Annotated in this window: 11 protein-coding genes and 2 pseudogenes; 8 read left to right on the top strand and 5 right to left on the bottom strand. The window is 70.0% G+C overall.

Going from position 1 to position 11,824, the window contains the following annotated elements; all coding sequences use genetic code 11:
* Positions 1 to 390 precede the first annotated feature (390 nt).
* From MB828_RS18330 to MB828_RS18315, 4 genes are all read left to right on the top strand, one after another.
* Positions 391 to 2,499 (top strand): YfjP family GTPase, encoded by a 2,109-nt coding sequence (locus tag MB828_RS18330; RefSeq protein WP_301649169.1) that lies wholly within the window; start codon positions 391 to 393, stop codon positions 2,497 to 2,499.
* A gap of 239 nt (positions 2,500 to 2,738) precedes the next feature.
* Positions 2,739 to 3,206: a single-stranded DNA-binding protein gene (locus tag MB828_RS18325; protein WP_301649168.1), complete on the top strand. Its 468-nt coding sequence runs from the start codon at positions 2,739 to 2,741 to the stop codon at positions 3,204 to 3,206.
* A gap of 404 nt (positions 3,207 to 3,610) precedes the next feature.
* A complete protein-coding gene (locus MB828_RS18320; RefSeq protein WP_301649167.1) occupies positions 3,611 to 4,960 on the top strand; it encodes a Cys-Gln thioester bond-forming surface protein in 1,350 nt (449 codons plus the stop codon).
* A 31-nt stretch (positions 4,961 to 4,991) separates the two neighbouring features.
* Complete coding sequence (locus MB828_RS18315; RefSeq protein ID WP_301649166.1) at positions 4,992 to 5,357, top strand: hypothetical protein; 366 nt, start codon at positions 4,992 to 4,994, stop codon at positions 5,355 to 5,357.
* A 106-nt stretch (positions 5,358 to 5,463) separates the two neighbouring features.
* On the opposite strand, the gene MB828_RS18310 is transcribed toward MB828_RS18315, so the two are convergent.
* From MB828_RS18310 to MB828_RS18300, 3 genes and pseudogenes are all read right to left on the bottom strand, one after another.
* Entirely contained in the window at positions 5,464 to 6,291 is an 828-nt protein-coding gene (locus MB828_RS18310; RefSeq protein ID WP_301649165.1) for a hypothetical protein, read from the bottom strand.
* A gap of 241 nt (positions 6,292 to 6,532) precedes the next feature.
* On the bottom strand, positions 6,533 to 7,033 hold the full coding sequence (locus tag MB828_RS18305; protein WP_301649164.1) for a hypothetical protein: 501 nt from the start codon (positions 7,031 to 7,033) through the stop codon (positions 6,533 to 6,535).
* Positions 7,034 to 7,198: 165 nt separating this feature from the next.
* Positions 7,199 to 7,402 (bottom strand): annotated as a pseudogene (locus MB828_RS18300) (IS5/IS1182 family transposase); the annotation flags it as partial.
* 10 nt (positions 7,403 to 7,412) lie between these two features.
* Here MB828_RS18300 and MB828_RS18295 point away from each other — a divergent pair.
* A pseudogene (locus tag MB828_RS18295) lies at positions 7,413 to 7,797 on the top strand (GntR family transcriptional regulator); the annotation flags it as partial.
* On the opposite strand, the gene MB828_RS18290 reads toward MB828_RS18295, so the two are convergent.
* Positions 7,787 to 8,311 carry an HAD domain-containing protein gene (locus MB828_RS18290; protein ID WP_301649163.1) on the bottom strand — a complete coding sequence of 175 codons (525 nt, stop codon included), beginning with the start codon at positions 8,309 to 8,311 and terminating at the stop codon, positions 7,787 to 7,789. The pseudogene MB828_RS18295 and the gene MB828_RS18290 overlap by 11 nt on opposite strands.
* A gap of 239 nt (positions 8,312 to 8,550) precedes the next feature.
* Between MB828_RS18290 and ettA the strand changes: the two genes are divergently transcribed.
* Genes ettA through MB828_RS18275 form a run of 3 tightly spaced genes read left to right on the top strand, consistent with a single transcriptional unit; the run spans position 8,551 to position 11,357 of the window.
* Entirely contained in the window at positions 8,551 to 10,215 is a 1,665-nt protein-coding gene (gene ettA, locus MB828_RS18285; protein ID WP_133021866.1) for an energy-dependent translational throttle protein EttA, read from the top strand.
* A 6-nt stretch (positions 10,216 to 10,221) separates the two neighbouring features.
* Positions 10,222 to 10,635 (top strand): acyl-CoA thioesterase, encoded by a 414-nt coding sequence (locus tag MB828_RS18280; protein ID WP_046731534.1) that lies wholly within the window; start codon positions 10,222 to 10,224, stop codon positions 10,633 to 10,635.
* A complete protein-coding gene (locus tag MB828_RS18275) occupies positions 10,632 to 11,357 on the top strand; it encodes a hypothetical protein (RefSeq protein WP_301649162.1) in 726 nt (241 codons plus the stop codon). Before MB828_RS18280 ends, MB828_RS18275 begins: the two co-directional genes overlap by 4 nt.
* A 31-nt stretch (positions 11,358 to 11,388) precedes the next feature.
* Here the strand turns inward: MB828_RS18275 and MB828_RS18270 are convergent, their stop codons facing one another.
* The gene (locus MB828_RS18270; RefSeq protein ID WP_301649161.1) at positions 11,389 to 11,793 is read right to left on the bottom strand and encodes a globin; all 405 of its coding nucleotides are present in this window, start codon (positions 11,791 to 11,793) and stop codon (positions 11,389 to 11,391) included.
* Positions 11,794 to 11,824: the final 31 nt, after the last annotated feature.

Genomic DNA, 11,824 nt, shown 5'->3' with positions numbered 1-11,824 from the left:
GACTACACCAGCGACTTCGAAAGCGGCCTGCCCGCAACGGACTCCGCACGGGCCCGTCCCATGGCCGAGGGCTCCACGACAGAGCACTCCACGACGGAGGGCCCCGCGACGGAAGGCTCCGCGACGGAAGGCCCCGCAGCGGAGGGCTCCGAGGCGGACCGCCCGGCTGGGGAACGCTCCATGGGGGGCCGCCCTACGGGGGGCCGTCCTACGGAGGGTCGCCCTACGGAGGGTCGTCCTACGGTGGAGCGCTCCACGGGCAACCGTCCTACGGGGAACCGTCCTACGGAGGACCGCGTCCCTGCGGAGCGCGGGCCGACGGAGCGTGCCGCGGCGGAGCGTGCGGCAACAGAGCGTGTCGTGAGGGAACGTGCCGCGAGGGAGCGTGCCGTGACGGACGGCCCCGTGCCGGAGCCGGCGCCGGACTCCGGCGGGGACTCCCGCCGCGATACCGGAGGGGACTCGGTCCGGGACTTCGGCCGGGACTTCGGCCGGGATTCCGTCCAGGGCCGGGCCGGTGGCCCCGCGCGGGACGCCGTGCCGGTCGCTCCACGGGCCCGGGACGGCGGCGGCAGCGCCGAACCGGCCGCGGGCACGGGCGCGGGCGTGGGCGCCGGTGCGGGCGCGAACGCGAACGCGGACGTGGATCCGGACGCGGACCTCACGGACCTCGCCGAGATCGCCACCGAGGCCGACAGGGTGCCGCACGCGCGCGTGAAGGAACAACGCGAGCGCACCGACGGCACCCCGAACGCCGACTCCGGCACCACCCCGGCCGACACCGCCGGCGGCACGGCGGACGACGCCTGGGACGACGGTCTCATCGCCCGCCGGAGCACCGAAGTCACCGCGAAACCGGCCGTCCCCGTGTCGGAGACCCGGGGCCCGGGCGCCCCGACCCCCGTCCCGCTGGCGTACGAAGGCCCGTTGCGCTCCCGCCTCGACGCCCTGCGCGAACTCGTCGGCCTCTCCCGCACCCGCCTCGACAGCCACACCCTCGCCGAGGCCGGCCGGGTCCTGGACGAGGCGGCCGCCCGCCGCCGGCTCTCCGGCCAGCACACCGTGGTCGCCATCGCCGGCGCCACCGGCAGCGGCAAGTCGCAGCTCTTCAACGCGCTCGCGGGCGTGGCCATCTCGGAGACCGGCGTACGACGGCCCACCACCGCCGCCCCCATCGCGTGCAGTTGGAGCGACGGCAGCGCGGCCCTCATCGACCGGCTCGGCATCCCCGGCCGGCTGCGGCGCCGCCCCGTGCACAACCCGGAGGCCGACGCGGCTCTGCGCGGCCTGATCCTGATCGACCTGCCCGACCACGACTCGGCCGCCGTCCAGCACCGCGAACACGTCGACCGGATCCTGAAGCTGGTCGACGCGGTGATCTGGGTCGTCGACCCCGAGAAGTACGCCGACGCCGTCCTCCACGAGCGCTACCTGCGGCCCATGGCCGGCCACGCGGAGGTCATGTTCATCGTCCTCAACCAGACCGACCGGCTCCCCGGCGAGGCCACCGACCAGGTCCTGGACGACCTGCGCAGACTCCTCGACGACGACGGCGTCGCGCTCGGCGAGTACGGCGACCCGGGCGCGACCGTGCTCGCGCTGTCCGCGCTCACCGGCGACGGCGTCGGCGAACTGCGGGAGGCGCTCGGCCAGTTCGTGTCCGAGCGGGGCGCGGCGGCCCGGCGGGTCGCGGCCGACGTGGACGCCGCGGCGGCCCGGCTGCGGCCCGTCTACGCCACCGGGCGCCGCGCCGGGCTCACCGAGGAGGCCCGCGAGGAGTTCGCCGCCCGGCTCGCGGACGCGGTCGGCGCCACCGCCGCCGGGGACGCCGCCGAACGGGCCTGGCGGCGCAACGCCAACCGGGCCTGCGGCACCCCCTGGCTGCGACTGTGGCGCTGGCGCCAGGGCCGCGGCGAACCGCCCACGGGGCGGCTCCAGCCGGCCCCTCCGGAGGAGGAGGCGACCGCGCGCCAGCGCGTCGAACAGGCGGTGCGCTCGGTCTGCGACAGCGCCTCGGCCGGACTGCCGGCGCCCTGGGCGCAGGCGGTGCGCGAGGCGGCCGTACGCGGCTCGCAGGGCCTGCCGGAGGCGCTCGACGAACTGGCCGAGCGGGCGGGGCTGCCGCCGGGCCGGCCCCCGCGTCCGGGCTGGTGGCCGGTGGCGGTGCTCGCGCAGGCGTCGATGACGCTCCTTCAGGTGGTCGGCGGGCTGTGGCTGGTGGCGCAGATCGCCGGGGTGACGGCACCCAACCTGGGTGTCCCGGTGCTGCTGATGGTCGCCGGGATCGTCGGCGGTCCGCTGGTCGAGTGGGGCTGCCGGATGGCGGCACGGGGACCGGCCCGGCGGTACGGCCTGGACGCGGAACGCCGGCTGCGGGAGGCGGCGGCCGGGTGCGGACGGGCCCGGGTGCTGGATCCGGTGGCGGCGGAGCTGCTGCGCTACCAGGAGGTGCGCGAGCAGTACGGGAGGGTGACGCGGACGGGGGCGGGCGTGGGGTGAGGTCGTTCGGGGGCGTGGGTCACTCGTCCGGGTGGTGGGGTTCTCCACCGCCCGGACGGCTGTCCACAGGCCTCGGCGGGTCCGGCGCGGCGGCGGCACTCTGGTTCCGCGGCGATCACCGTGAGTGTCGCGGGATCCGCCGTGAGTCCCGCGGCGACCGCCGCGACGGACAGCCGTACGGGACGGGCCCGTACGCGGACCCGCCCGGCCCCGGTGGCCGGACGAGGGAGGGGTGCCTGATGAACGAGACGACGATCTGCGTGGTGGGCAACGTGGCGACGCAGCCGGTGTACCGGGAGCTCGCGGCGGGGGCGTCGGCGCGCTTCCGGCTGGCGGTGACCGCGCGCTACTGGGACCGCGAGAAGAACACCTGGACGGACGGCCACACCAACTTCTTCACGGTGTGGGCCAACCGGCAGCTCGCCACCAACGCGGCGACCTCGCTGTCCGTCGGCGACCCGGTCGTCGTACAGGGGCGGTTGAAGGTGCGCACCGAGACCAGGGAAGGCCAGCAGTGGACCTCCGCCGACATCGACGCGGTGGCGATCGGCCACGACCTGGCCCGCGGTACGACGGCCTTCCGACGCCCCAACAGGCCGGAGACGGCGGCCCCGGCACCGCCGAGGCCGGAACCGGACTGGGAGACACCGGCGGCACCCGCCGACACCCCGGCGACGCAACAGCCGGAACCGGTACCGGTGGCGTGAAACCAACACCCGACAAGTCGAGTTCACGCACGCCGCCCCGAACCGGTCACGCCTGAACACCCGTTGACGGCTTGTCGGCGAATGCGCCCGTCAGCACCCTCCATGCCGACCGAGCGGATTTGTCGACAAGTCCCGATCGTCCACGCGCCCGCGATAACGATTGCGGATCGGATCGCTCATCGGACCATCTCACCGCGAAAGGCCGGTCCGGCTGATCCATAGGATGCCGGGCATGGCCCCTGGGGCCGCTGATTCTGCTGGTGGGACCACCCCCCGCGTCCAACGGGTCCTGCTCGAAGGGGAATTCTGTGCTCGCTGCGTTTTCTGGTCCCTCGGCGCCCCGCGCGTCCACCAGGCACTCCGGTACGGCCGGGTCCGCGAGAGGCGTGGCCCGCCTCGCCGCCGTGACACTGGCGTCCGGCCTGGTGGCCGCCGCCGTGCTGACCGGTGCCGGCCGGGCCGCGGCCGACGACGGGACCACGCAGAGCCAGAGCGGTGTGTCCGCCACCATGAACGGCCTGAAGACCTACGGCGAGGCCGTGGTGCACGGCGACAGCGGCGACGAGCAGGTGGCCGCGGGCCTGTTCGAGATGTCCGTGGACGGCGGCGGCATGCTCCAGACGTACTGCGTCGACCTGCACAACCCCACCCAGCGGGACGCCAAGTACCACGAGACGTCCTGGAGCGGCACCTCGCTGGGCGCCAACAAGCACGCCGGCAACATCCGCTGGATCCTGCAGAACTCCTACCCGCAGGTCAACGACCTCGCCGCGCTCGCCCGCAAGGCCGGGGTCGGCAGCCTCACCGAGCAGGACGCGGCGGCGGGCACCCAGGTGGCGATCTGGCGCTACTCGGACGGAGCGGACGTCGACGCCGTCGACCCGCAGGCCGAGAAGCTCGCCGACTACCTGGAGAAGAGCGCCGGCGGCCAGAACGAACCGCAGGCCTCCCTCACCCTCTCCCCGCCCGCGGTCTCCGGCCGGCCCGGCGACCTGCTCGGCCCGGTGACGGTCCACACCAACGCGCGCTCCGTCACCGTCGTCCCGCCGGCCGACGCGGCCCTCAGCGGCGTACGCATCACCGACAAGGCGGGCAAGCCCGTCACCACCGCCGAGGACGGCACCCAGCTGTACTTCGAGGTGCCCGACGACGCGCAGGACGGCACCGCCGAACTGACCCTCCAGGCGTCCACCACCGTGCCGGTCGGCCGCGCCCTCACCTCGGAGAGCCGCAGCCAGACCCAGATCCTGGCGGGCTCCAGCGAGTCCACGGTGGCCGCGACGGCGAACGCCACCTGGGCGGACGAGGGCGCCGTACCGGCGCTGTCGGCCGAGAAGGACTGCGCCAAGGGCGGCCTGGACATCACCGCGGCCAACACCGGGGACAAGCCGTTCACCTTCGAGGTGATGGGCACCGAGTACACGATCCCCGCGGGCGCCCGGCGGACGGTGACCGTGCCGCTCCAGGAGGACCAGCCCTACGACTTCACGATCACGGGCCCCCACGACCTGGAACGCCGCTTCACCGGCGTCTTCGACTGCAAGACGCAGAGCACCGACGCCGGCCTCACCACCCAGACCCTGAGCGAACCCAGCCCCGCCTCGGTCGGCGGCACCGCGGCCGACGTCAACCTGGCCGCCACCGGCGGCGACTCCGCCACCGGCGTGATCACGGGCGTGGCCATCGGCCTGGTGGTCGTCGGCGGCGCGGTCCTGGTGATCCTCCGCCGCCGGGAGAACGAGCAAATCGACTGACCGGGGTCACGGCACGGGGCACGATGACGTCATGACGAACCCCTCTCGCGCCTCGTCCTCGGGCTCCGTCCTGTCCCTGTGGTCGCAGGACTCGGTGCTGTCGATCGGCTCGGTCGGCTCCGTGCTCTCCATCGGCTCGGTCGGCTCGGCCCTCTCGATCGGCTCGATCGGCAGCGCCCTGTCGGCGGCCTCCGTCGGCTCGGCCCTGTCCCTGCTCTCGGCGGGCTCCTGGCTGAGCACGGGATCCGTCCTCTCCGCCCAGTCCCGCTGGTCGATCCTCTCCTGGCGCTCCTCCCACGCCTTCCGAGCCACGGCCCTGGCCGGAGCGACAGCGGCGACCGCCCTCGCCCTGACCCACACCCGCACGCACCGGGGCCACCCCGGCAGAACCCGCTGACAGCCCCGGCCCCGCACCACGAAACCCCAGCTCACAGCCCCCGGAGCAAACGGGTTAACACCCGAGGCTGGACGTCAGGCCATGGCGTACCGCATTTCCCGCGCGCTCAACCACCTAAATACCGCACGATGACATCATATATTTTCCCCTCGGTGTCTTTTTGGAGCAACGCTACTCTGTACTCCAATTTCTCCTTGATGTCCGCGTAGCGGAAAGTGAGGGAATACCATTCATACTCGTTGGAGACTTGCGACCCCAATAAAACCTTTTCCGCCAGCCTGGAATCCGCTCCATTTACGTCTATCCTCACCATGGGGCGAAACATCTCGTTGTCCGGACCCGCCTTTATTGCAAATCTGAAATCGACTCGGTAGCTCCCGCGTAGAGGAAGGGTCTCGTGCGGACCGTACACAAGCTTGTCCGTACCATCACGCAACGCCTTTCCCCATAAGGTTATTCTCTGACTAGAAGCTCCCCTCTCTCCGGGTTCAACTTGCGGAAGCCCAAGCTCCGTGAGCCAACATGAAGATTCTTCACCGGGGAAGAATCGGACAAAATATCGACCCACTTGAACCGGTTGCGATATCAGTGCGGCACATTGGCGCTGCACCTGACTTGCGAACATCTCTCCCGCTTGAGAATCGGCCAACATTTCGTATAACTGTGCGTTGCTCACTAAGGCTTCCAGGCTCCTATTCATGACTTTTCTCGTCGTCTCACTCTGCTTCCATTGCCATACGGCAAAACCGAAGCCGACGATGCCTACTGCACCGAACAGAAGATTGAGTCCAAATTCGAGCATCTTCTCTATCGCGACCATTCTCTGTGTGGCCAACATTAAAATTTGACGTGTATTGATCCAGAGATACTTCGTGAAGTTTTCCCCTGGCCAAGCCGGGTGAACCACGATGTAGAGATCTACAAGGGTGATCAAGGGCGGCAGGTCGTGGAGCTGCAGGCAGCGGCAGGTTCAGTTCACAACACGCCAGTCCCAGGGCTGCTTTGTCATCCACAGGTGACCTCTACGACGGCAGTCGTCTCCAACCGCAAACAGCTCTGGACGGCGTCGACCATCTGCAGCTTGGGCCAGCGTCTTCTATGGGTGTAGGAGGGGGAGGCGACATCCGACCTGTTCTGCGACCGGTGATCCGGCTCAGATATTTAGACGCCGTTTCTTATGGTTCTCGTGAGGGCTGGGTGGCCTGGGGAAAGCCCAACTCGTCCAGCAGCGCGCTGAAGAGGTCCTCCGTAAAGGTCTCGCGCGAGCGGAGTAGGTCTTCGATCCGGGGCTGCTGCGCTGTGGCTGGGATGCCAGCCGCTGCAGCCCAAGCGAGGGCGCCTTCAGCGGCGGCTGGAACGTTCACTTCGAGCTCCGCGCGCTTGCTCCTCACCGCCTCGTTGAACTCGGGTGTGCCTACCCACAAGCTCACGTCGTCCAGATCCTCGGGTTCCTCGGTGAGGAATGCCGCAGTGTTGTCCAGGTTGAGCCAGGCCTGCCAGTGCTGCCCGTTGGATTCCAGCCCGGTCACGAGGGAGATGTCGCTGTCAGAGACGTCTGCGACGCAGGCAGGTGCGCCGCTCCAACCGACCAGGACGGACAGGTAGTCGTCCTCCCATAGTCCGTGGTCGAACTGGAGGGTCTGCCAACCGCCCGGCCGCGGCCACCACGAATGCACGGTGTCCTTCAGCTCCTGATTGATGCTGTCGAACGCGAGTGCTTCCTGCAGCGGACGCTGGCTACGAGCAAAGACCAGCTGACCCGAAAAACCCAGGGGACCCCCTCTACGGAGACGCGGCGTGCACCTTATGGCTTGCCACCGACAGAGCGGGCTGGGGTCGGCTCAGCTGCTGAGTCGGCAGTAGCCGACGAGGGCGGCGGCTATGCCGACGAAAGCCAGGAAGTGCTCGGCCTTGCGCTCGTATCGTGGGTGCAGGTGACGACACCCGGCCGGCCATGACACCGTGCGCTCGACCACCCAGCGGTGCCGGCCCAGGCGCTTTGACGACTCGATGCCCTTGCGGACGATCCGAGGGCGGATGCCTCGTTCGTGGAGGGTCGCCGAAGGCGATTTGTACATGCGGACCTCGTGTCAATTCCTGGCCGACTGCAGGCCGTGCAGCTCTCCGCGTGGGAGGGCTACGACCTCACCCGGCACCCTCGTCATCCTCCCCGAGGGAGGCCCGCACGCTCGGACCGCGTCTTGAACCGCATGGCCGCCGTCGGGATCACCGTCAGTCACGCCGTGGAGCAGCCGGAGCCTCGACAGGTCACCGCCGAGGAAGCAACGCTCCTCGGCACCAGAAGGCCGCGCTTGTCACCCACTCTGGCGGATCTACTCGGACCTACTGCAGCGACCGAGGGCGGCCCGTGGCGACGGCGGACATCGTGGCGCCCGCGACTCACTGCGGGATCGTGTACGAGATCCCGATCAACCGCTAGTCGGCGCCCCGGCGTCGAGCCAAGCAGAGAGTGCGGAGAAGTCGGCGTTCACGAGTCCCTTGGTCGGGTCGACGCGATGGAGCAGCGACGCCCCAGGGTGTTGCGCGGCGACCCAGACACGGTCCATGGCGCTGATCTCGTCGTCGACCCAGATGAACGGCCGACCGTCGGCCCACTCGACCAGAGGGCGGGTCTTCCAGTGCAGGCCGCGGGGGCCGTCGTCGGCGCCGGGGTCCGGCCACTCCACCATGCGGAGCTTCGGCAGGCCCAGGCGCGGTGCGACCGCCTCGTTCGCGTCCTCCATCCATGTCGTGGCCCACACGAGATGGCAGCCCAGGGCCAGGAGGCGCGGTCCGATTTCGGGATCCAGCCGATCGAGCAGCGGGTTCCCCTGATCGAGAGACGCGGAGGGGGCGGAAACAGCGGCTCGCGGCGGACCACCCGACGAACCGAACGGGATGAGCGGGCCGTCGACATCGAGGAAGAGGATCGGGCGGTCCGCTGCGCTTGTCACAGCCGCACGATAGCCCCGGAGCAGGGGAGGACTCAGCTTCCAGGACCGTCCCTGGGCTGTCCGAGGCTTCCCGAAGTCACTCGGCAGCTACCGACAGCGAACGACGGGCAAGCCGCTGTCATTGGCGAAACCCCAGCTCACAGCCCCCGGAGCAAACGGGTTAACACCCGAGGCTGGACGTCAGGCAAGATGGGGTGTATCTGCCCACTGCCTGATTTCAAGCTGCCGGACGGTTTCTCTTGGCTGAGTACATCTACACCATGCGCAAGACGCGCAAGGCAATCGGCGACAAGGTGATCCTTGATGACGTTTCGCTGAACTTCCTGCCCGGCGCGAAGATCGGTGTGGTCGGCCCGAACGGTGCCGGTAAGTCGACCATTCTGAAGATCATGGCGGGGCTGGACCAGCCGTCCAACGGCGACGCGTTCCTGTCGCCGGGATACACCGTCGGGATCCTGCTCCAGGAGCCCCCGCTCAACGAGGACAAGACCGTCCTGGAGAACGTCCAGGAGGGTGTCGCCGAGGTCAAGGGCAAGCTCGACCGGTTCAACGAGATCGCCGAGCTGATGGCGACCGACTACTCCGACGCGCTGCTCGACGAGATGGGCAAGCTCCAGGAGGAGCTGGACCACGCCAACGCGTGGGACCTCGACGCCCAGCTGGAGCAGGCCATGGACGCCCTCGGCTGCCCGCCCGGCGACTGGCCGGTCACCAACCTCTCGGGTGGTGAGAAGCGCCGCGTCGCGCTCTGCAAGCTGCTGCTCGAAGCCCCTGACCTGCTGCTCCTCGACGAGCCCACCAACCACCTCGACGCCGAGTCCGTGAACTGGCTGGAGCAGCACCTCGCCAAGTACGACGGCACCATCGTCGCCGTCACCCACGACCGGTACTTCCTGGACAACGTGGCCGGCTGGATCTGCGAGGTCGACCGCGGCCGCCTGCACGGCTACGAGGGCAACTACTCCAAGTACCTCGAGACCAAGGCCACCCGCCTCAAGGTCGAGGGCCAGAAGGACGCCAAGCGGCAGAAGCGGCTCAAGGAAGAGCTGGAGTGGGTCCGGTCGAACGCCAAGGGGCGGCAGGCCAAGTCCAAGGCCCGTCTCGCGCGGTACGAGGAGATGGCCGCCGAGGCCGACAAGATGCGGAAGCTGGACTTCGAGGAGATCCAGATCCCGCCGGGCCCGCGGCTCGGCAGCGTCGTCGTCGAGGTCACCAACCTCAGCAAGGGCTTCGGCGACAAGGTCCTGATCGACGACCTGAGCTTCACGCTGCCCCGTAACGGCATCGTCGGCGTCATCGGCCCGAACGGCGCCGGCAAGACCACCCTCTTCAAGATGATCCAGGGCCTCGAGACCCCGGACTCCGGTGACATCAAGGTCGGCGAGACCGTCAAGATCTCGTACGTCGACCAGAGCCGCGCCAACATCGACCCGAAGAAGACCCTGTGGGCGGTCGTCTCCGACGAGCTCGACTACATCAACGTCGGCCAGGTCGAGATGCCGAGCCGCGCCTACGTCTCCGCCTTCGGGTTCAAGGGCCCGGACCAGCAGAAGCCGGCCGGCGTCCTCTCCGGCGGTGAGCGCAACCGGCTGAACCTGGCCCTCACCCTCAAGCAGGGCGGCAACCTGCTGCTCCTCGACGAGCCGACCAACGACCTCGACGTCGAGACCCTCGGCAGCCTGGAGAACGCGCTGCTGGAGTTCCCGGGCGCGGCCGTGGTCGTCTCCCACGACCGGTGGTTCCTGGACCGGGTCGCCACGCACATCCTCGCCTACGAGGGTGACTCGAAGTGGTTCTGGTTCGAGGGCAACTTCGAGTCGTACGAGAAGAACAAGATCGAGCGGCTCGGTCCGGACGCCGCCCGTCCGCACCGCGCCACCTACAAGAAGCTGACCCGGGGCTGATCGGTCTTGCGTCACATCTACCGCTGCCCCCTGCGCTGGTCCGACATGGACGCGTACGGCCACGTCAACAACGCGGTCTTCGTCCGCTACCTGGAGGAGGCCAGGATCGACTGGCTGTTCCGCCCGGACAAGGAGTTCAAGCAGGGGTCGGTGGTGGCGCGCCACGAGATCGACTACAAGCGGCAGCTCGTCCACCGGCACCACCCGGTCGACATCGAGCTGTGGGTCACCGAGATCAGGGCCGCGTCCTTCACCGTCACCTACGAGGTGAAGGACGACGAGCTGGTCTACGTCCGGGCCTCGACGGTGGTCGTGCCGTTCGACTTCGAGGCCGGCCGGCCGCGCCGGCTCACCGCCGAGGAACGTGACTTCCTGGCGGAGTACCGGGACGACGACAAGGAGGAGGCCGTCGCCGCATGACGGAGCTCCACCTGGCCGACGACGGGGAGGCGGCGGACCTCGCGGCCTTCCTCTCCCGGCTGCTCCACTACGACCGGTCCGCCGCGGTCCGCCTCCAGGCGGCCGGCACCGCGCTGGCCGTCTTCGGCCGGCCGCCGTCCTTCGAGGTGCTGGCGGTCCGCGCGGTGCGGCTGGCCAAGCCGTACGAGGACGGTCTCGACGTCACCCTTGACGTGACCGTGTCCGCGGGGGAACTGCTGGAGTCGGTGGACGAGCGGGCCGGTACGGCCGCCGTGCCCGGGTCCGTGACCGGGCCGCCGTGGGCCGGTGTGCTGCCGCCGCGGAGCGGCTGGCGGCCGGAGCCCGGCCTGCCCGCGCCGCAGGACCTGCGTGCCACCGTGGCTGCCGCGGTGGGTGAATTCCGGTCCCGTACGGCCGAGTTGGCGCCGGACGGTCGTACCCGCGGCGCGCTCGACCGGATCGGCCGGGACATCTGGTCCCGGACCGTGGGCACCACCGGACTCCCGGTGCGGGCCGTGCACGCCGCCCAGTCGCTGGGCTTCCTGCGGCCGGCCGGCGCTACCGGCCGGGCCGCCGTGTCCCCGGCGGATCCGGCCGGCCCGGACACCGCCGACGAGGTCGTCCTGCTGTCGGCCGGGGCCTGGCTGCGGCTGCGGACACCGTTCGGGTCGATCGCCGTGCGCCGGGCGGGACTCGGGGCGCTGGACGTCAGCGTCCGCTGAATCCGCCCCGCTCCGTCTGCTCCCCGGCGGGTCAGTCGGGGGCGTTGACCATCGAGGCGGCCGCGTAGGTCAGGTAGTTCCAGAGCTGTTCCCGGTGCTCCTCGGAGAGCCCCAGCTCGTCCACCGCCACCCGCATGTGCCTCAGCCACGCGTCGTGCGCCGCCCGGTCCACCGTGAACGGGGCGTGCCGCATCCGCAGCCGGGGGTGGCCGCGGTTGTCGCTGTACGTCGTGGGGCCGCCCCAGTACTGGATGAGGAACAGGGTCAGCCGTTCCTCCGCGGGGCCCAGATCCTCCTCCGGGTACATCGGCCGCAGCAGCTCGTCCCCGGCGACGCCCTCGTAGAAACGGTGGACCAGCCGGCGGAACGTCTCCTCCCCGCCGACCTGCTCGTAGAAGGACTTCTCCTGAAGCGTGCCGCGCCGAATCTCTGTCACCCCTACATGGTCTCAGACGGGGTGACCCAGG

It is taken from the genome of Streptomyces arenae (genome assembly GCF_022343545.1).
Lineage (GTDB): Bacteria > Actinomycetota > Actinomycetes > Streptomycetales > Streptomycetaceae > Streptomyces > Streptomyces humi.
The sequence above is the reverse complement of the archived record's forward strand: the minus strand, read 5'-3'. Positions and strand labels throughout refer to the sequence as shown.